Source organism: Bacillus sp. CH_70 (assembly GCF_038007045.1).
In the GTDB taxonomy this organism is placed as follows: Bacteria; Bacillota; Bacilli; order Bacillales; family Bacillaceae_G; genus Bacillus_A; species Bacillus_A cereus.
This window is the reverse complement of the sequence record NZ_JBBOWL010000001.1, coordinates 867559-889096: the sequence shown is the minus strand read 5'-3', so window position 1 is coordinate 889096 and position 21538 is coordinate 867559. Positions and strand designations below refer to the sequence as shown.

Genomic DNA, 21538 nt, shown 5'->3' with positions numbered 1-21538 from the left:
TTAGTTTACTTGAAGGGCGTTTACAGGTCAATACAGAAGGTTTTACCTGTTTCTCTTACACTTTTTCAAATAATTCTTTTTATGAATATCGCTCATGTATATAGACATCATGATTTTCTCTTGTTAAAATTTATTAGTACAAAAAATCGTTACATAGCGAAAATACAATATAAAAAGGAGGAATGTTAACACTAGATTCCATAATCTAATGTGTTAAAAAAAATATGAAAAAGAAATTTTATAGTGTTTTAACTCTCTCTCTTGCATTACAAACTGTTCTTGCACCTACTTATTCATTTGCAGAGAGTGCTGAAAAATCCGCCGAAGTATATACGGAGGATCAAGTTTTTAAAAGTATTAAAGAGCATGTTAATGAGCATAGTACTCATGAAGAAGATATCGAGGTTACTGGCCAATTCCTACTATACACTTCAAAAAAACATTCATTATATACCGCGAATGATTTAAAAAACAAATCGAATATCGAGATTACAGAACAAGTCGTAACGGCGACAAAGAAAAAAGGAAATGCTTACTACATAACGACGCCAACTGGCGCTGGATGGATAGATAACAATGATAATAGCTTAGAAGTTCAAGAGATTCATAAACTATCTAACCAAAAATTAATCGTAAAAGAAGAAGCTTCCATACATGCCCTTCCGTTCCAATCGTTTAAAGAAGAAGGGAAACTACAACCACAAGTCATTACTCCTACTGAACAAGCTGGAAATTGGTTTAAAGTCCAAATAAACGAAACAGCAAAATGGATTTATGCACCTTCTGCTACATTTGAAGGTACAAAAGCTTCATTACTAAAAAACAGTCGTACTGCTAAAAATAGTTTATTGAGAGCTCCGGAAGCTCTACAAACAAACAATATTTATGGCGTTACATTTAAAGAAATGATTGTCCCAAAAGGAAATGACGATATTCGCCCTGGCTACCCGATGGTACCTAAATATATTACGATTCACGAAACGGCTAATACAGCGAAAGGTGCTAATGCTCTAAATCATGCAAAATTCTTAGATAACCAAGCACGCGGAACAGCTGATCGCGCCGCATCTTGGCATTTCACAGTGGATGATAAAGAAATTTATCAACATCTTCCGGTAAATGAAGTTGGATGGCATGCTGGAAATAAAACTGGAAACTATGAATCTATCGGAATTGAAATTGCCGTTAATCAAGATGGAAACTATGAAAAAGCGGTAGAAAATGCCCGTAAATTGGCAGCTTATTTAATGAACGACTTAAATATTTCTCTAGATAAGGTCCAAAAACATCAATTTTGGTCAGGAAAAAACTGCCCTGCGTTTATGATTCAACGCGGACAATGGAATGCTTTCTTAAAAGGAACTGAAACATACTATAAGGAAAACCAAAAAAATCCCGTAACTGATGACATTACAGGTGGATGGTATGAACAAGACATTCGTCAATTAGCAGCTAGAGGCATTATGCAAGGAGAAGGGAACGGCAAGTACTTCCCAGAACGTCTTGTAACGCGTGCTGAATTTGCTACATTAATTACTCGTGCTTTACAATTACCAAGTGGAAATGCTAAGTTCACAGACTTAGAACAAGTACACCCATCTTTAAGAGACGGTATTAATCGTGCAGCAAGTGCAGGCATAATCCGCGGACGTGGTGATAATACATTTGATCCAAATACTACAATTACACGCGAAGAAGCTGTTATTATGATTGATCGTTCTCTAAAACACGCTGGTATTTTTGCAAAGCAAGTTGAACTACCATTCGTAGACCAAAACTTAATTTACGCTAAAGAAGAAGTACAAAGAGTATATGGATATGGAATTGTAAAAGGTAATGAATTTAATCAATTCGTACCAAAAGGACCATCACAACGTGCACACGCAGCTGCATTTATAAACAGAATGCTTAGCGTGATTGAAGCTTAAAATATTTATCTGTATTAATTTAAAAGGCATCAGAGATTGTATATCTCTGATGCCTTTTATACATCTGTTAACTATTTTTAGCCATGAATCTTAAACGTATTCCTAGTAAGAGGAGCATAAAACCGATGAATGGAACGTAATTCGTATTGTGTCCTGTAGCTGGAAGTTGTTGATTATTAGAAGAACCTTGTCCTTTTTCTGGTAAATTAGGTTTTTCTACTCCCTCACCTGGCTTTCCTGTTCCTTCATCAGGCTTCTCTGTTCCTTCACCCGGCTTTTCTGTTCCTTCACCTGGCTTTTCTGTTCCTTCACCCGGCTTTCCTGTTCCTTCACCTGGTTTTCCTGTTCCTTCATCAGGCTTCTCTGTTCCTTCACCTGGTTTTTCGGGATCTTTATCTGTATCTTTTTTATTTGTAATTTGAAGCTTTACAACTTCAATTTTTTCATTAGAAATCGTAAATTTCATTTCCTTATCGGATAAAGTATATCCTTCTGGCGCTTGGGTTTCTTTTAAAGTGTAATCTCCTGGTTCTAACTTCTTAGAAGTCGCTTTACCGCTCTTATTTGTTGTTAATGTGTCGATTTTTATTCCGTCTTTCCAAATTTCAAACACTGCGCCTGCTAATGTTTTATTTGTATTATTAGCATCTACCTTTGTAATTTCTAATTGACCTGTAATTTCTTCTTTCACTTTTTCATTCATAACTTCTTGTTTTACTACTTCATTTGCTACAACGTTTACTTCTACTGTTACTTCTAACGCCTTATAACCTTCCGGCGCTTTCGTTTCCTCTAACGTGTACTTTCCTGGCACTACGTTTTCGAATTTCACAACACCGTCTTTATTCGTTGTTTTCGCTTCTCCAACTACCTGACCAGCTTCATTTTTTAGTTTAAATTCTGCACCTGCTAGAACTTTTCCACTCTCTGCATCCTTTTTGGTTACTTGTAAGGTTCCTAGTTCTTTTGCGTTTTCTATTTGTACTTCTACTACTTTGTTTGCTTCCACAACGACTTCAATTTCTTCTTTTAGCAATTTATATCCTTGTGGTGCTTTCGTTTCTTTTAATGTGTACTTTCCTGGTTCTAATTTCTGAGAAATTACTTTACCTGTTTTATCTGTTCGTAACGTATCTACTTTCTTGCTGTCTTTATACACTTCGAATTCTGCATCTGATAATACTTTCGTTTTATCTTCCGCATCTACTTTCACAATTTCAAATTGACCTGTTACTTTTTCATTCGTAACCTCTTGTTTTACTACTTCATTTGCTACAACATTTACTTCTACTCTTACTTCTAACGCCTTATAACCTTCCGGCGCTTTCGTTTCTTCTAACGTATACTTTCCTGGCACTAAGCTTTCGAATTTCACAACGCCGTCTTTATTCGTTGTTTTCGCTTCTCCAACTACTTGACCAGCTTCGTTTTTCAATCTGAATTCCGCACCTGCTAGAACTTTTCCACTCTCTGCATCCTTTTTGATTACTTGTAAGCTTCCTAGTTCTTTTGCGTTTTCTATTTGTACTCCTACTACTTTGTCTGCTTCCACAACGACTTCAATTTCTTCTTTTAACAACTTATATCCTTGTGGTGCTTTCGTTTCTTTTAATTTGTATGTTCCTGGCTCTAATTTCTGAGAAATTACTTTACCAGTTTTATCTGTTCGTAACGTATCTACTTTTTTACCATCCTTATACACTTCGAATTCTGCATCTGATAATACTTTCGTTTTATCTTCTGCATCTACTTTTACGATTTCGAATTGCCCAAGGCTCTTACCATTCGTTACTTTTACATCAATAACTTTTTCACCGTCAACTGTTACATGAATTATTTGTTTTGTTAACTCATAACCTTCTGGTGCTTTTGTTTCTTCTAACGTATATTCACCTGGCACAAGTCCGTCTACTTTAACCGTTCCAGACTTATCTGTTGTAATTCCTTCTTTTACAACATTTCCTCTCGCATCTTTCAATGTAAATTCTGCGCCTGCTAAGCGTTTCGTTTGATCTTTATCATCCATTTTAATAATTTGTAGAGAACCTAAGATTATTTCGTTTTCTGCCTCTACTTTTACTACTTCTTTCTCGTTTTGAATTGTTACTTTCCATTCTTTATTTGAAAGCTTGTAGCCCGCTGGTGCTTTCGTTTCTTTCACTGTGTATTCACCTAACGGTAATTTTGGTGACATGACTTTTCCACTCTCATCTGTTTTCAGTTCCGCTACCTTCTTACCACCTTTATACACTTCGAATTCTGCACCTGATAACAATTTCGTTTTATCATTCGCATCCACTTTCACGATTTCAAATTGACCCGTTACTTTTTCATTCGTAACTTCTTGTTTTACTACTTCGTTCGCTACAACGTTTACTTCTACTGTCACTTCTAGCGCCTTATAACCTTCCGGCGCTTTCGTTTCTTCTAACGTATACTTTCCTGGCACTAAGCTCTCGAATTTCACAACGCCGTCTTTATTCGTTGTTTTCGCTTCTCCAACTACTTGACCAGCTTCGTTCTTTAATTTAAATTCTGCACCTGCTAGAACTTTTCCACTCTCCGCATCCTTTTTGATTACTTGTAAGCTTCCTAGTTCTTTTGCATTTTCTACTTGTACTTCTACTACTTTGTCCGCTTCCACAACGACTTCAATTTCTTCTTTTAACAACTTATATCCTTGTGGTGCTTTCGTTTCTTTTAATGTGTATGTTCCTGGTTCTAATTTCTGAGAAATTACTTTACCAGTTTTATCTGTTCGTAACGTATCTACTTTCTTGCTGTCTTTATACACTTCGAATTCTGCGTCTGATAATACTTTCGTTTTATCTTCCGCATCTACTTTCACGATTTCGAATTGACCCGTTACTTTTTCATTCGTAACTTCTTGTTTTACTACTTCGTTCGCTACAACGTTCACTTCTACTGTCACTTCTAGCGCTTTATAACCTTCTGGCGCTTTTGTTTCCTCTAACGTATACTTTCCTGGCACTAAGCTTTCGAATTTCACAACGCCGTCTTTATTCGTTGTTTTCGCTTCTCCAACTACTTGACCAGCTTCATTTTTTAGTTTAAATTCTGCACCTGCTAGAACTTTTCCACTCTCTGCATCCTTTTTGGTTACTTGTAAGCTTCCTAGTTCTTTTGCGTTTTCTATTTGTACTTCTACTACTTTGTTTGCTTCCACAACGACTTCAATTTCTTCTTTTAGCAATTTATATCCTTGTGGTGCTTTCGTTTCTTTTAATGTGTACTTTCCTGGTTCTAATTTCTGAGAAACTACTTTACCAGTTTTATCTGTTCGTAACGTATCTACTTTTTTACCATCTTTATACACTTCGAATTCTGCATCTGATAATACTTTCGTTTTATCTTCCGCATCTACTTTCACAATTTCAAATTGACCTGTTACTTTTTCGGGGATCTTTTTATTCACCACATCTACAGTCACTACTTTATTAGCCTCTATATCAACAGAAACTGAACTAGATGATAATTCATATCCTTTCGGTGCTTCTACTTCTTTTAATGTATAGCTTCCAACTGGAAGTTGTTTCGATAAGGCTTCACCTTTATCATCTGTAACAATTGTTTCCACAACTTTCCCATCTTTATCGATAACATCAAATTTTGCACCTGGTAGAAGTTGACCAGATTCACTATCTTTTTTCAATAATTTAAATTGGCCATTCTCTACTTTTTTCGTATTCTTCATAACAAGTTCAATTACGTTTGTATTATCAATTGTTACTTTGACTGGTGTATCAACTTTTATATATCCTTCTGGTGCACTTATTTCTTTTACAAAATAGTCACCAAGTGGTAAATCTTTAACTTCCGCAATACCCTTTTCGTTTGTTGTAACAGTAGCCACAACGTTATTATCTTTGTCTATAACATCAAATTTTGCGTCTTTTAAAACAATGTTTTTATCATTTTCATCAACTTTTTTAATTTGTAAATTTCCTTTTTCGGCTGCTGGTTTATTCCACTTTGGCCAGTTAAATTTAAAGTTATGAACTTCAAAACCATCTCTTTGGTGTAATCCTCCAACATAGGCTTGTCCATTAATAGAACCACCTTTTGTTTCTACAACTGCATTAGGTGCAAACACACTACCTACTACACCATAACCTTTAGTTGTTATCTTTGTAGCATTAGGAAATACCCAAATTACTTTACTAGCTAACTCAGTAAAAGATGAATTAGGGTCGTATGCTTGAGATGTATTAATTAAATCCGTCGCCATCCCAGTATTTCTTGTATCATACAAAATTGCACCGCCACCAAAACTCACTTCTTCTGCATCTGAATAAATAACAATAAAGTCTTTATTCTCTACATTCGGAAGAAAAACGTCTTTTACATCGAATGCTTTCTTTCCCGTCTGGCCTGAAGAGACGTAAATATTAGGGTTGTTTACATCTTCACCGATTCCAAAGCTCATATTAGGTTTTGGCTTATCAGTGTGTAGTTTACTTGCATCCCCAATTACACCATCAACGTCTTTTCTAAATTCTTTAAACTTAGCATCAATCTCCGCTTGCTCTTTATAAGAGATACGGTCATATGACGTTTTCATTGCGCCATCTGGATCACCGTCTTTTGTCATCGCCACTGTTCCATCTTGAATAATTACTTGTCCTGCTCCCGCTTTCGTAAATTGACCGCCTAGTAATAATGATGGATATCCTTCATCTACCCAAGTTGCTCCAGCTAAGTTATTTGCTCCAGTTGCAGCCGCTACGACTGTATAACTTGATGCGTTCATATTTTTCTGAACAGCCATCGCACCTTCAATATCCGCACTCGTTGCACTATGATCTCCAAAAATGATGGCGTTGTAATAAGATACATCACCTAAACCTTTTAACTCTGTTGTAGCTGCCTCTGCTTTAAATGGTAAATGGATTAAAAAATTCATACATATTAGTAATACAACTATTAAACTACTACTTAACTTTTTAATTTTTTGATTAAATGATTTCCTCAAGAAATTCATTCCCCCTTTTAAACTTCCTAAAATCACAAAAAGAAGCACATTTCATATGTACCAGGTCTTACTCACATTAACTTAAAATAATCCATTTAAATACAACAAAGGAACGCTACAACTACTTAATAAAATTACTACCATTCATTTTTGAAATAATACGTGAACTAAACTGTCATGCGGAAATACTTTTACGTATGGGAGCCCAATAAAATTAATCTGAAGAATATTTCATGTGGTGTAACTATTTTGACAACATCATTCACTTTACATTAGTTTTCTAAAGGATTCAAGTGAATTGTATACATTTCATACACAATTCACATTTTAAAACGTTTTCATTCCTTTTAATAATCTCAACAAAAAAAACGTAGCCAAAAAGCTACGTTTTTCTTTCATCGTTTCGGTGTATTTTTATGATTCTTCAAAAACGGAAGCGGGAATTGCTTACGGAAATGCTCTTTAATCATGTACTCTACACCGTTCTCACTATTTGAACGTGTAATCCAATCTGCTGCTTGCTTTAATTCTACAGGCGCGTTTCCCATCGCTACACCAAGTCCCACGTTTTCAATAACCTCTAAATCTTCCATACTATCTCCAATCGCAACCATCTCATTTAGCGAAATATTTAAATGCTCTCCAAGCAATTGTAATCCGCGTAACTTTGATACATTTTGCGGCAAGATTTCTATTCGTTTTGAATCACATTCGACATACTCTACATCTTGGAATGCTTTTCTTAATGTGTTCAGCCCTCTTTCTTTTTCACCCTTAGTTTGGAAAAGAACATCAATTTTTGGCGCCGCTACCGGATGGTCACGAAGCGCGTCACCTAACGAATCTACAAATTGAACTGGATAAAATAACGGATCTGCGCTTGATAATACAGTGCGCGCAATTAAGTTTGGTGTATTTCTCTCACGATTTCCTATCGAAAACCGTTCATGAGAAATACGTACGTTACAATCAAAGTGCTCTAACACTTGCACAATGTTAAAAGTCTTCTCTTCAGATAATCTTCTTTGAACGTACGGCTTATCTAACGTTGCTGAAACGAAAGCACCACCATGTGTCACTAATATAGAATCTAATTTTAACGCCTTTGCTACTTTATGAGCGGATTGAAAATTACGGCTCGTAAATAACGTAACGTATACATCTTTTCTTTTCACAAATTCAATTGTTTCTCTTAATCCTTTTGCAATTTTTCCATTGTTGTATAGTAGTGTCCCATCTATATTAAGAGCTAGTAAGCGATAAATCATGTCGCACTCCCCCTCTTCGCTGTTGTACTCTATCCATAATTTATGAAATACACCCGATAAATAGAACGAGTTAGAATTACTACTGAAAATTTGGTTTACTATATACATATACACTTAGTAAAGGAGATAGTACAATGCAGGCACCTCCTTCCTTTTATGAAGGCGATACGTTAGAAGTAGCAAAAAAATTACTCGGGCAAAAACTCGTTCATATTGTAGACGGAATAAAGCGAAGCGGAATCATTGTAGAAGTAGAAGCATATAAAGGCCCAGATGATAAGGCCGCACATAGTTACGGCGGCAGACGGACAGACCGCACAGAAGTCATGTTTGGCGCACCAGGGCATGCTTACGTATATTTAATTTACGGTATGTATCATTGTTTTAACGTTATTACAGCACCAGTTGGCACCCCGCAAGGTGTTCTCATTCGAGCCCTTGAGCCGGTAAATGGAATAGAAGAAATAAAACTAGCACGCTACAACAAAACAGACATTACAAAAGCGCAGTACAAAAATTTAACAAACGGTCCTGGCAAACTATGCCGTGCCCTCGGAATTACTTTAGAAGAACGAGGCTTATCATTACAAAGTGACACATTACATATTGAACTCGTCCCAAAAGATGAACACATATCATCACAATATAAAATAGCAGCAGGACCTCGTATTAATATCGACTATGCAGAAGAAGCTGTACATTATCCGTGGCGTTTTTATTATGAGGGACATCCGTTTGTTTCAAAGAAATAAGCAATATCAACAATTTTTCAAATATATCTATCATAACTTACAATATATCAACGGTTCGACAAGAAATATCGATTTATCGACAAATAATAACATTACGAATAAAAGAAGACTGTTCCAAAATGGAACAGTCTTTCCCTTTTACTCTGCACCTTCCGCAGTTGCAATATTATCCTCTAAGTTTTCTCTTGATAATTCAGCCGCCATAAAATCAGCTGTTTCTGGAAGTGCTAAATGCATATGAGCTTTTTGACAAATTTGAATCGTACAGTTTTCTATAACATAGTCGAAAACATGTCCACCCCCGCTTCTTTCATCATCAATATAATGTAAGTGGAATCCAGCTACACCAATACCTTGCGCATAATCTGGTGTCCAAAATCCAGCAAGCGTACCTTCTGTATTTTCAAATGAAAAGATTGGTTGTGATTTCGTCACTTCAACGAGCGGTGTATACGGTTTTTCTTGTCTTGGAACAGTTCTCGTTCTTACTTCACGGAACGTACCGTCCATTCGAATACCGTAAAATAAGTTTTTACTTGGCATTAATTCATGTAATAATGCTTCAACTTCTTCACGATTCATCGGACGCTCTACCGTATAACTCATTTCTTTTTCAAAAAACGTTACAGTCGCAAATGGTGTTGTTTCTTCTGGTTCTACTTTTTCTGCTGAACCGTCTGAACGTAAATGATAAAATTCATTATCAAATGCAATCATTTCACCATCTAATTGATCAAATGTGCCGATGCCAAAATCACCATGTTTTTTCAAATCTTCAAAGCTAATCACACCATCATATATACCATCTAATAGCGCAAGCATTGTAGATGTTTGATATACTTCATTACTCGTTTTCGTTTTTTTTGCATCAATATCAATTAATTGCGCAACAGTCATCTCAAATCTGCCTCCATTAGTTTAATTGGTTTGGTAATAATTTTTCGCTTAATTTAATATTGTCACGATAGTCAATTGGAATATCAATAATGACAGGACCATCTGCTGCTAATGCTTCTTTTAATACCCCTTCTAATTCATCAGGCGTGTTAACACGAAGACCTAACGCCCCGAAACTTTCCGCATATTTCACAAGATCAACATCGCCAAACTCTGTAGCTGATGTTCTGCCGTATTTCATCATTTGTTGGAATGCAACCATATCATATGTGCCGTCTCTCCAAACAAGATGGACGATTGGAGAATTTAAACGTACCGCCGTTTCTAACTCCATCGCTGAGAATAAGAAACCACCGTCACCTGATACGGAAACTACTTTTTTACCTGGTTCTACTAAAGTAGCTGCGATTGCCCAAGGAAGTGCAACACCTAACGTTTGCATGCCGTTACTAAATAATAATCTACGTGGTTCATAAGAACGGAAACATCTCGCCATCCAAATAGAATGGGAACCGATGTCACATGTAACGGTTGTATCGTCACTAATTAAAGAACGAAGTGTACGAATCACTTGAAGTGGGTGCGTAACACCCTCCGAAGCACGGTTCGGAACTTCTGCTTGTTCTGATAATTTTGCGCGTAATCGTTCTAACACCGCTTCTGATTTCGTACTTAATACAAGTTTCGGTAATTTCTCCGCGATGCTATTTACCGTTAAGGCAATATCACCAATTAATTCACGCTCTGGTTGGTAATCATGGTCGATATCTGCTTGATGGTCGTCAAGATGAATAATCGTTCTGTCGCCAAGTTTATTCCAAAACTTTGGATCATACTCGATTGGATCATAACCGATAGAAATCACAAGGTCTGCTTCTTCTAGTAAAATATCACCTGGTTGGTTACGGAATAATCCAACGCGGCCGAAGAAATGATCTTCTAACTCACGTGAAATCGCACCAGCTGCTTGATATGTTTCAACGACAGGAAGTTCTGTATCCGCAATTAATTTACGAACAGCTTTCGTCACTTCATTTGTGCTCGCTCTCATACCGAGTAAAATAACTGGTAATTTCGCTGATTTTATTTTTTCTACTACATATGTAATATCATTTGTGGGAGCGATTCCAAGCTGTGGCTTAGAAAGCGCACCGATAGACTCTACAGTTGTTTCCGCAGTCATAACGTCTTGCGGAAGACTTACTAAAGTAGCTCCCGGATTTGTGGAAGTCGCACTTCGAAATGCATTACTAAGTGCTTCTGGCACATTATCAGGATGCTCTACTTCTACGCTATATTTTGTGATTGGTTCGAATAGTGCAGCATTATCCATAGATTGATGCGTACGTTTTAATCGATCCGTACGCGGTACTGCACCAGCTAAAGCAACAACGGGATCACTCTCCGCATTCGCAGTAACAAGACCTGTCGCTAAATTTGATGTCCCTGGTCCTGAAGTTACAAGACATACGCCCGGTTTCCCTGTTAATCTACCAATAGCAGCTGCCATAAATGCTGCATTTTGTTCATGACGACAAACGATTAACTCTGGTCCTCTTTCTTGCAATACATCAAATACAGAGTCAATCTTTGCTCCTGGAATACCGAAAACATGTGTAACACCTTGTTTAATTAAACAATCAACAACAAGATCTGCTCCTTTTGTTTTTGTCTTCACGTCGTTTGCTTTTACACCTGTACTCAAAACTAATCATCCCTTTATTTCATAATGTGTGTAATAAAGATTTTAATTTCACCTAGTTAATTAAGCTGGTGAAGTATCATTTATCATTATATTACAAATGCATTATTTTTCCAACAATATGAATTCGACATTATTTTGACAAGATTTAAAGAATACGCTTACAACCTTTTGTTTATCTTAAAATAACATTTTTATATCTCTTCTAAAAATGTACAAAAATACTTCCACCTATTCACATTATTAACAAATTTATAGTACCTTGCAAAGAATAATAGTAAGTGATATATTTGTAAATAATGGAATAACCATTATTTGGAATGTTATTCACGATTAGTATATCTCCTTTCAAAAAGTAGATATAGATTGTGTGTGCTGTTTAGAAAAAAGATAGGATTTTCAGCCATAATTCATCATTTTATAAAGGAAAGTGATCGTTATGAACAAAAGTGAATTTTTAGAACAACTTAGTTCTTCCCTACGGAATATGCCTAATTCAGAAAAGGAGGATATTATCTCGGAGTACGAAACTCATTTTATTAGTGGTAAACAAGATGGAATATCTGAAGAGGAAATTTCTAAAAAGCTAGGAAACCCTAAAACTATCGCTAAAGAACTTACTGTTTCATATGTAATAAGTAACGCTGACAATAGACGCAGCCTAAAAAATATTATGACAGCACTGTTTTCTGTTATGAGCTTAAGTGTTTTAAACTTTGCCTTTATCTTTATCGCCTTTTTCGTACTACTCTTTTTATTACCGATTCTTCTAGCACTTATCATTGCCACGCCAGTATTAATTATTTCGCCTATTTTATTAATAGGATTAGGATTCTTTAAAGGGTTTCATCAAATTAGTTATTCCGATGTTTATAATGTGTTCATCGCTTTTTGCGTCGGTTTACTCATATCCGTCATATCTTATCAAATGGTAAAACATCTATATGCACTTTTAGTAAAGTATTTGAAATGGAATATTGCTATTTTACAAAGACACTAATGAATGTAAAAGGAGATTAAAATGAAGAAATATACTTTATATTCACTCATGCTACTTACTCTTTTATTTCTATCAGCTTGTTCAAACATTGCACAACCTAAGGAAGAAAACGATGTACAATCTATTAAAGATGTTGCTATTAAAGTTCCAGAAAATATATTTAGTTCCTCAAAGAAAAACGAAACTATTAATGAAGACGAAATGAAGCAAAATATAAAAAATTATATAGATTATAGTTGGGAGTTATCTGAAAATATCATCCCTTTCGCTTCAACAAATTCTGATAAGAATTTCACGGAATCTGACCAAGAAAAATTACAAAAACTAATTGATTTAGCGAAACAAAACGATGCGAACTTCCATCATTTTATTAGTAACAATACGATTCCTGATGATTACAAACAGCCTTCAAAGGAAATTCATAATTATATTTCAGCATCTACAGCACTTTCAGTAGAATTAGATCAGGAAATAGAAAAATTCGCTCAAGATGGTAACTTATTCAATACTGATTTCTCTTTTACAAAGCGCTTTGAGAAAGTTAATGGTAGGAAGCAAAAAGAAATTGAAAAGTTTTTGAAGGAGAAAAACATTAAAACGGAGTATTTCAAAAAATAACAAACAAAAAAGACGTGTGTAGAGATAATAAACTTGTTTACTTCTTATAGGGCTAACGAAGTAGTTTAATGGAAGAAGAATTTATAGTGAGTGTTATAATAATCAATAACTTAAGCAAAGGGGGCAGCATTTTTGCACAAACTCAATGCATTAATACCAGAGCTATCAGTTTCAGATATGGAGGAAAGTTTAAATTTCTATTCGGAAATTCTCCTGTTTAAAATTCAATACCAAAGACCAGAGGATAAGTTTGCTTTACTGTCTTTAAATGACTGCCAGATTATGATTGAAGAAGTAAATGGTCATTGGAGTACTGGGGAGTTATCTTATCCCTACGGAAGAGGAATCAATTTTCAAATTATCATAAATGATATTGATTCACTATATGCTAGTTTGAAAAAGAACGAGTATCCAATTAAATTTGATATTCAAGAGAATTGGTATAGAGCTGATACTAAATTAAAGGGACAAAAAGAATTTTTAATTATGGATCCTGATGGTTATCTATTAAGATTTGTTCAAAATTTAGGTGAAAAAGATGTTGAGGCAGATTAAGCTATGTAAAACAGGATAAAAATTTAGTAAATGGAGCAAGCTACTTTTTTTCAATAAGCGGCATTAGTTGAAGAAAAATTAACCAACTTTATTATTTTTATAAATTAAAGGCTACAACAATTAAATTTAGTTTTAAATAAATTTAAAACCACCTACAAGTTAATTTTAATAGGTGGCTATTACATTTCTTATACTAAAATTAAACACCTTTATTGTCACTGAAAAAGACGCCCCTATACTAGGAGCGTCTTCTCTCATTACGCTTGTTGTTGCGCGCTATATAATTCTTCAAGTGGCTTCATGATAATTTTGTTAACGTCACCGATTACAACGTTTAGGCGTTGCTCAGTTTCCATTAATTTTGTAATTTTAGCATCTTGTTGAATGCGAGCTACAACTTCTTGTGCTTGTTGGTTGTCTTCTTCAGTGATTTCTTGGCCTTGCATCATTTTTTGTTGTAGGCTAAGTTGCATTGTACGGAACTCATCGAATAAGTTCTTTGAAGCTGTGTCAGCTTGAACTGCTGCGTAGCTCTCTTTTAAAGTTTTGAAGTCTTCGTTTTCAGCGATTGCTTTTTGTAATTCATATGCAACATCATGAATGTTCTTTGTCATTTTATTTTTCCTCCTTTAGAAGGCTAGCGCTTTTCATACGCACTGCCTTTTCAGTGCATTTACATACGCACCTCTTCTTACCATATCAAACTATGCAAGAGATGTGAAGAAATTTCACTTTTATTTCTATGTACTCACCTTATTATCTAAGAAACAATAGTAACAATCCTTGTACGAGTCCGATCATTCCGCCTAATAACGCTCCTAAATACGTAATCATTTTCAATTCGTTTTTCGTAATAGACAGAACTAAGTCTTCTAATCTTTCTGTTGAGAATGTAGACACTTCTTGCTGGACAATTTCCGCAAGGTGTAGATTATTTAGTATACTCTCTACATTTTCTGTTCCCCACTTTAAGCCTTTCGCTACTGCACTTGGAACCACTTTTTCAATAATTGTTTCTCGAACTGGTTCACATACTTGCTGAACAGATTGATTTAAAAACTTACTCACTGTTTCCTCTACTTTAACTGCTGACAGCACGGAGCTTACAATCATTTCTTTCTCTACAAATGCTTCTAATTCTTTTACATCTCTTCCTTTTAACTTTTCCCACTCTTTTTGCAGTACGTCAGTTAAAAGCTGCTTTGTAGCATCTTGCCCTAAAAACTTAATAACTTCTGGCTGCACACGATCCACTACACTTACATTTCCTAAAAACATTCCGACTAAGTTAAGCAGCGTTCCGCGAGAAGCAAAGAAATCATCAATCATTTTTGAAAGACGTGCTTTCCCTTCTTCACTTTCAAAAAAGCTAATTCCTCGCTCTAAAATAAACGCCGAGACATTCGGAATCGCATTCTCTACTTTTTCATTTACAGAATGAGGTAAAGCCTGTTCCCATGTATATGTATAATACTCTGCTAAAAATGCATGAATTTTTTCTGTAATCACATGTTCGATTTTTCGAGTCGCTTCTTCTTCTACATGCGCTACATTCCATTTTTCTAACATATGTCGCAGTGATTGTTCATTCGTAATTACTTTATCCACTTCCACTTGCGCCCAGTGAATTAAACCTTTTTGAAACTCTTCATTTGTTAGCTTTTTTCCAATTCCTTCTGGTGTTAACAAATGTTCTACAACCATATTTCCTAATTGAACAGCAAGTTCATCACGACGCTTCGGAATTAACCCTGGTGTAAATGGAACTTGAAACTTTCCGATATAAATAGGACGATGAGGACGAAATAACATTTTTATCGCTAAATGATTCGTATATCCCCCAATAATTGCTCCGAGTCCTGTCGTCGTTAACATATTTAACCATATATTCATTACAATCAACCTTTCACTTCTCCAAAACTATAGCATATCATCATACGGACAAAAGTATAATGGTATAAAAACGTATTTGCAATATATAGCTTCGCCTATTATGCAAATAGTAGTAAAGGAGTGATTTCGTTGGTTCTCGGTCTTTTAGCTTCTAAACTTCATTACGAACAAACGTATTACACCGAAATCGCTAAACGCGCTCGGCTTTATCATAATGTCGTTGCCCAGTTTACGCCATTTTGTATTGATCCTAAAACAGACCTTATTTCTGGTCTTATTTACGATACAGATACAGGAAAATGGAAAGAGCAAACATTCCCTATTCCTTCTTATATATATGATCGTTATTCTTTTCACGAGGAAACAGACTTTGAAAAAGCAAAATCAATTATTCACTCTTTGCACAATCGTCCTTCCACTACCTTTTTAAATAACACACTTATTAATTTAAGTGAACTACATGATTTATTTCTCACTAATAAAAAACTGTCTCCTTATATACCAAAATTTGAAATTGCAACGATACAAAACATTTTCAAACTGTTGTTAAAAACTAAAGATATTATTATACGCCCCACTAATATACATTCTAAGGATAACTTATATCGAATTGCTTACAAAAATAAAACGTTTCATATCGATACAGTAAATGAAAAATACCATACTTCTATTACAATCAAACGGACAGACGAATTTATATCTTGGTGTAAATCTAACATACGTTCATCCCGTTACATAGCGCACACTATGCTACAACCACCAAATCAATTAACATATCCACTCCACATTCGAACCATTTTGCAAAAAAACAAAGAACAAACTTGGACTGTTATCGGTCAATTTATACAAAAAAGCTCATTTCCTAATCAACTTTTACCCTTAGCAACGGACGATGATTCATTGCATTCATTTTCAAAAATTAAATACGTACTATCTAGTACGGGTGTGCAACTATTGCACGACGCTTTACATGACATTATAAATGAAGTATTCCAAACACTAGATCAGTCTTATTCTTCGTTATTTGAACTAGAACTTTCCACAATTATGGATCAAAAAGGTGCAATCTGGCTTATGTATGTCAACACGATCCCTTCTTACGAACAATACATTCGTCATAGTGATTCATTAGCTGAAAAGATATTTCACGGGCCACTTAAATTCAGTCGCTTTACACCATAATGAAAGGAGGTAAACCTATTTTGAAAGAACATATATATACATTAAACATTTCAGATGAACATCCAAATAGCATTACTTTACCTTACGTTTTTTCTATTACACCACCTATTACATCCCTCTCCTTCGGTATACGTCACATTGCAAGTGAAGAGGTGAAAATTCATTATTCCTTTACTCGCGAAATTATTATCGGAAAACATATTGCCGAAAAACTTTTACTACCTCAATCCACTACTATTCATGCATTCACACAAAACCAAACAATTATTTTCGGACCCTTAATCGGCATTTTTACAACTGGCTTTAACGATGATTCTTCTAACCCTTTAGGAAATCGTTCAATTGCTCTCAGTGAGTTGTTAACACCACCATTCTCATTACGACCGTTCGTATTCGTCTTTGGCGTTCAACATATACACTGGGAAGAAGAGACGATTGAAGGATATTTCTTTCAAGAGAAACAATGGATAAAGAAAAAAGTCCCTTTACCAAATGTCATTTACGATCGATTACCGAATCGACAAGCAGAAAATTATAAACCGATCGTCAGAGCAAAAAGAAAGTTAGAACATGACTACTCTATCCCATGGTTTAACCCAGGTTTTTTTAATAAATGGGAAGTTCATCAACTTCTTATGAAAGACGAATCAATTAGACCCTTATTACCAAACACAGAAGCATTTCAGCATTTTGAACAAGTAGAACGGTTTCTTGGCACGTATAAATCTGTGTACATGAAACCAATACACGGGAGCTTTGGTAGAAATATTCATCAAATATTTTATTCTCAAACAGAGAATTGCTACTACTGTCGTTATCGCGAAAATGAAGAAAATAAACTGAGAAAGTATCAATCATTAGAAACTCTTCTAAACCACGTATTAAAAGGACATGATTTAAAAAAGTTTATCGTACAGCAAGGTATTTCGTTACTTCGCTTTGATGGGCAACCTGTTGATTTCCGCATTCATACAAATAAAAATCATTTCGGTAATTGGATAGTTAGTGCAATCGTCGCCAAAATTGCCGGCAAAGGCAGTTTAACAACGCACGTAAATAGCGGCGGTGATACAAAATTGCTACAAGAACTTTTTCCAGATTCAACGAAACAAGTTCAAATTGAAAATAAATTAAAACATACTGCCTTACAAATAAGTTACGCGCTCGATGAACAAGTAACCGGAAATATTGGAGAAATCGGTTTTGATATCGGTTTAGACACAAAGGAAAATCCGTGGCTCTTTGAAGCCAACTCTAAACCTGGGCGAACTGTATTTCAAGATAAAAAATTAAAAGAACAAAGTGAAATGACGCGCCAATTATTTTACGAATATGCCGTCTACTTAACGGAACATTCTTTACGTGATACAAAAGAAAAAATGTCTCAAATCAAATCCGGGACTTCATCAAACACCGAACATATCCCTTCCCCTATGATTCACTCACAAATACAAAAACAAAAACTTCCACCAAGATAATAAGGTGGAAGTTTTCTATTTACACAAGTTTCACTACAACCTCAGTTTCCACGTTACATACTCCGCAATAAAAAATATGATTGCAATATTCATTTGAATTATTATGCGTTAAACCATCTACTGCACTTAATAATTCTTGATCCATATAGGCACTATAATCGTCTATGTAATCTACAGACTTCCCATAATCTTGGAGTATACTTTGGCAATTTTGACAAGAATATGTTTGTGATTCTAATGCGTTGCAAAGCGGGCAAATCCCCATCATGATTCCTCCATACGTTATCGTTTAAAGCCTCTCTTTTTTAGATTGAAGAGAGCACCTACCCATGCATAGGAGCGATCACTCCATCCCTACTTAAAAATAGAACTATGAAGTTGCTACCGATTTCATTTCAATAAATCATAAATAAGAAGCTAATGATTAGCCTACAAGTAGCAGACTACAATGAGAAAATTATATTTAATATCCTCCTTAGTTTGGCCTGTTTTCTTAAAAATACAACGATTACTCTTATTTCATAATTTACAAAATCAATACGTTTTTTTGACAAAATTTACAAATTATTATTTCGTATATCTTTCTAGGTAACATCCATACTATGAGTACAAACTTAATTACCGATGGATTAGCGCCAACCGGGGCGATAATCTGGTTCAACTCCAGCTAGTCCAACCAAAAAAAATTTTTATAACTCTAAGGAGGATATATTCCTATGGCAAACCAAAATTCTTCAAATCAATTAGTAGTACCAGGTGCAACAGCTGCAATCGATCAAATGAAGTACGAAATCGCTCAAGAATTTGGTGTACAATTAGGAGCAGATTCTACGGCTCGCGCTAACGGTTCAGTTGGTGGAGAAATTACAAAACGTCTAGTTGCAATGGCTGAGCAAAGCCTTGGCGGATTCCAAAAATAAATATATATGGCAAAAAGGTCTCAGGGCATATACCCTGAGACCTTTCTTAATTTACTGCAACATTTGTAAAAACTTCTTCGTACGTTCTTCTTTTGGATTTGTAAATACTTCTTCTGGTGTACCTTGTTCGACAACGACACCACCATCCATGAAAATAACACGGTTGGCAATTTGATGTGCAAAACGCATTTCGTGCGTTACAATAACCATCGTCATGCCTTCTTTAGCAAGTTCTTTCATGACTTTTAAAACCTCTTGAACGAGTTCAGGATCAAGCGCTGAAGTCGGCTCATCAAATAGTAACACTTCTGGCTCCATCGCAAGCGCGCGCGCAATTCCAACGCGCTGTTGTTGTCCACCTGATAATTGGAATGGATATAAATCCACTTTATCTGCTAAACCAACTTTTTCAAGGAAATAGTTTGCTTTTTTCTTTGCTTCTTCTTTCCCTACTTTTTTCACTGTAATGAGCCCTTCCATTACATTCTGAAGTGCTGTTAAATGAGGGAATAAGTTATGGTGCTGGAAGACCATACCTGTTTGTGTACGAAGATTTACAATATCTTTCTTCGATACTTTTTGAGCGAAATTAAGCTCTTTATTACCAATGCTAATATTACCAGCATCCGGTGTTTCTAGTACGTTGAGACAACGCAAGAATGTCGTTTTACCAGATCCAGACGGCCCAATAATAACAACAACCTCGCCCTTCTCAACTGTTAAATCTATATGCTTTAGTACGGTATTATCTCCGAAACTTTTTTGTAAATGTTGAATTGAAATCATAAAAACAAAAACTCCTTTTGTAAAAGGATTATTTTAACGTATAGCGTTCTGAACGCTTTTCTAACATCTGTTGTACGATTGATAATAAGAAACAAATAACCCAATAAATAAGACCTGCTTCAAAATAAACAATTAAAAATTCGTAGTTCATCGCCGCAATTTCCTGCGCTTTTCGGAACATTTCTGTTACTAAAATTAACGATGCTAATGAAGTATCCTTCACTAAGCTAATAAAGGTATTTGAAAGCGGCGGGATTGATACACGCGTCGCTTGTGGTAAAATAACACGTTTTAGCGCTTGCGGGTATGTCATCCCAATTGTGTAAGCTGCTTCCCACTGCCCTTTCGGAATGGAAAGGATAGAAGCACGAATAATTTCCGATGCATATGCACCGACATTTAATGAAAATCCAACAACTGCTGCTGTATATGGCTCAACTTCAATATTAAGAGTTGGAAGTCCATAGAAAATAATAAATAATTGTACAAGAAGTGGCGTTCCGCGAATGATAGATACATAGATACGAGCAATCCATTGTAAAATACGACTACCAGAAATACGTGCGAGCGCTGTTAACGTTGCCAGTATAATCCCGATAATAAATGTAATAAGCGTTAATGGAATTGTTGTAAAAACAGCTTCCTTCAGCATAGGCATGAAGGAAGTCTGCATAATATCTATCCAAGTAGACAATCGATCTGAAACCAATGCACTACTTAGATACATTTTCACCGAACCATTTTTTCGTTATTTTGTCATACGTACCGTCTTTTTTCATATCTTCTAACGCTTTATCTACTTCTTGTACAAGCTTATCGCTACCTTTACGGAATAAGAATCCACTTTCTGAAGCTTCTTTTTCAGTATCTACAATTTTAATTTTCGCATCTTTTTTCGTTTCTAAATAATTTAATACTGATAACTTATCATTAATTGTAAAATCAACGCGTCCTGAAGCTAATAATTCTGCTGCTTGGCTAAATCCTTCTACACCAATAATTTCCGCACCATTTTTCTTAGCGATATCTGCATAGTTACTCGTTAAAGATTGTGCTCCTTTTAATCCTTTTACATCAGCAAATGTAGCAGGCTTATCTTTATCTTTTGCAATAACTAATGCCGCTGAAGATGAAACGTATGGCTTAGAGAAATCGTATTTCTTTTGACGATCTTCACGAATACCAACTTCGTTTGCAACCATATCGAAACGTTTTGCATCTAAACCAGCAAGTAAGCTATCCCACTGTGTTTCTTTAAATACAGGCTTTACACCTAAACGTTTTGCAACTTCTTCTGCTAATTCAACATCGAATCCAGTTAATTTATTGCTTGAATCGTGGAACGTAAATGGTGGATATGTACCTTCTGTACCAATTACAAGTTCACCGCTTTGTTTAATCTTTTGTAACGCATCTTGACTAGCTGTATCTTTTTTCTCTTCTTTACCGCAGCCGGCTACAATCCCGATCGCTAATGTAGTTACTGCAAGCACTGAAAATAATTTCTTCATGATTGTAATCCTCCAAGTATTCTGATAGGAATTTAAAAACTATATTGATTGTATG

The 21538-nt window shown here is 35.4% G+C and carries 18 protein-coding genes; 8 read left to right on the top strand and 10 right to left on the bottom strand.

Annotated features, from left to right (window positions below; genetic code table 11):
- Positions 1–224 precede the first annotated feature (224 nt).
- Positions 225–1928 (top strand): S-layer homology domain-containing protein, encoded by a 1704-nt coding sequence (locus tag N2V79_RS04520; RefSeq protein ID WP_000726527.1) that lies wholly within the window; start codon positions 225–227, stop codon positions 1926–1928.
- A gap of 67 nt (positions 1929–1995) precedes the next feature.
- Here N2V79_RS04520 and N2V79_RS04515 read toward each other — a convergent pair whose 3' ends face one another.
- Together N2V79_RS04515 and N2V79_RS04510 are read right to left on the bottom strand one after the other, a co-directional pair.
- Entirely contained in the window at positions 1996–6930 is a 4935-nt protein-coding gene (locus N2V79_RS04515; protein ID WP_340719604.1) for an MSCRAMM family protein, read from the bottom strand.
- Positions 6931–7316: 386 nt separating this feature from the next.
- A complete protein-coding gene (locus tag N2V79_RS04510) occupies positions 7317–8189 on the bottom strand; it encodes a Cof-type HAD-IIB family hydrolase (RefSeq protein ID WP_000640430.1) in 873 nt (290 codons plus the stop codon).
- A gap of 134 nt (positions 8190–8323) precedes the next feature.
- Between N2V79_RS04510 and N2V79_RS04505 the strand changes: the two genes are divergently transcribed.
- A complete protein-coding gene (locus N2V79_RS04505; protein ID WP_001148798.1) occupies positions 8324–8941 on the top strand; it encodes a DNA-3-methyladenine glycosylase in 618 nt (205 codons plus the stop codon).
- Positions 8942–9079: 138 nt separating this feature from the next.
- Here N2V79_RS04505 and alsD read toward each other — a convergent pair whose 3' ends face one another.
- On the bottom strand, positions 9080–9838 hold the full coding sequence (gene alsD, locus N2V79_RS04500; RefSeq protein WP_000215024.1) for an alpha-acetolactate decarboxylase: 759 nt from the start codon (positions 9836–9838) through the stop codon (positions 9080–9082).
- A 16-nt stretch (positions 9839–9854) separates the two neighbouring features.
- Entirely contained in the window at positions 9855–11543 is a 1689-nt protein-coding gene (alsS, locus tag N2V79_RS04495) for an acetolactate synthase AlsS (protein WP_023521267.1), read from the bottom strand.
- Between the two features lie 436 nt (positions 11544–11979).
- On the opposite strand from alsS, the gene N2V79_RS04490 reads away from it, so the two are divergent.
- The 3 genes from N2V79_RS04490 to N2V79_RS04480 all read left to right on the top strand — a co-directional run bounded on the left by N2V79_RS04490 (position 11980) and on the right by N2V79_RS04480 (position 13713).
- Positions 11980–12540: an HAAS signaling domain-containing protein gene (locus N2V79_RS04490; protein WP_064532632.1), complete on the top strand. Its 561-nt coding sequence runs from the start codon at positions 11980–11982 to the stop codon at positions 12538–12540.
- A 21-nt stretch (positions 12541–12561) separates the two neighbouring features.
- The gene (locus N2V79_RS04485) at positions 12562–13158 is read left to right on the top strand and encodes an NDxxF motif lipoprotein (RefSeq protein WP_340719603.1); all 597 of its coding nucleotides are present in this window, start codon (positions 12562–12564) and stop codon (positions 13156–13158) included.
- 132 nt (positions 13159–13290) lie between these two features.
- A complete protein-coding gene (locus N2V79_RS04480; RefSeq protein ID WP_082188056.1) occupies positions 13291–13713 on the top strand; it encodes a bleomycin resistance protein in 423 nt (140 codons plus the stop codon).
- 257 nt (positions 13714–13970) lie between these two features.
- Here N2V79_RS04480 and N2V79_RS04475 read toward each other — a convergent pair whose 3' ends face one another.
- Positions 13971–14327 carry a YlbF/YmcA family competence regulator gene (locus N2V79_RS04475; RefSeq protein WP_000164614.1) on the bottom strand — a complete coding sequence of 119 codons (357 nt, stop codon included), beginning with the start codon at positions 14325–14327 and terminating at the stop codon, positions 13971–13973.
- 142 nt (positions 14328–14469) lie between these two features.
- Positions 14470–15606 carry a DUF445 domain-containing protein gene (locus N2V79_RS04470; protein ID WP_142339035.1) on the bottom strand — a complete coding sequence of 379 codons (1137 nt, stop codon included), beginning with the start codon at positions 15604–15606 and terminating at the stop codon, positions 14470–14472.
- 129 nt (positions 15607–15735) lie between these two features.
- Between N2V79_RS04470 and N2V79_RS04465 the strand changes: the two genes are divergently transcribed.
- Together N2V79_RS04465 and N2V79_RS04460 are read left to right on the top strand one after the other, a co-directional pair.
- Entirely contained in the window at positions 15736–16788 is a 1053-nt protein-coding gene (locus N2V79_RS04465; RefSeq protein ID WP_053565152.1) for a YheC/YheD family endospore coat-associated protein, read from the top strand.
- Between the two features lie 20 nt (positions 16789–16808).
- Positions 16809–18266 carry a YheC/YheD family endospore coat-associated protein gene (locus N2V79_RS04460; RefSeq protein ID WP_053565153.1) on the top strand — a complete coding sequence of 486 codons (1458 nt, stop codon included), beginning with the start codon at positions 16809–16811 and terminating at the stop codon, positions 18264–18266.
- Positions 18267–18285: 19 nt separating this feature from the next.
- Here N2V79_RS04460 and N2V79_RS04455 read toward each other — a convergent pair whose 3' ends face one another.
- Positions 18286–18531, bottom strand: coding sequence for a hypothetical protein (locus N2V79_RS04455; protein ID WP_000510474.1), 246 nt, complete (start codon positions 18529–18531; stop codon positions 18286–18288).
- Positions 18532–18982: 451 nt separating this feature from the next.
- Between N2V79_RS04455 and sasP the strand changes: the two genes are divergently transcribed.
- Complete coding sequence (sasP, locus tag N2V79_RS04450; protein WP_000013339.1) at positions 18983–19186, top strand: small acid-soluble spore protein, SasP family; 204 nt, start codon at positions 18983–18985, stop codon at positions 19184–19186.
- A gap of 51 nt (positions 19187–19237) precedes the next feature.
- Here sasP and N2V79_RS04445 read toward each other — a convergent pair whose 3' ends face one another.
- Genes N2V79_RS04445 through N2V79_RS04435 form a run of 3 tightly spaced genes read right to left on the bottom strand, consistent with a single transcriptional unit; the run spans position 19238 to position 21483 of the window.
- Positions 19238–19972 carry an amino acid ABC transporter ATP-binding protein gene (locus N2V79_RS04445; protein WP_053565154.1) on the bottom strand — a complete coding sequence of 245 codons (735 nt, stop codon included), beginning with the start codon at positions 19970–19972 and terminating at the stop codon, positions 19238–19240.
- Positions 19973–20000: 28 nt separating this feature from the next.
- Positions 20001–20699 (bottom strand): amino acid ABC transporter permease, encoded by a 699-nt coding sequence (locus N2V79_RS04440; protein WP_000281499.1) that lies wholly within the window; start codon positions 20697–20699, stop codon positions 20001–20003.
- Positions 20686–21483, bottom strand: coding sequence for an amino acid ABC transporter substrate-binding protein (locus N2V79_RS04435; protein WP_000732843.1), 798 nt, complete (start codon positions 21481–21483; stop codon positions 20686–20688). Before N2V79_RS04435 ends, N2V79_RS04440 begins: the two co-directional genes overlap by 14 nt.
- Between the last annotated feature and the right edge of the window lie 55 nt (positions 21484–21538).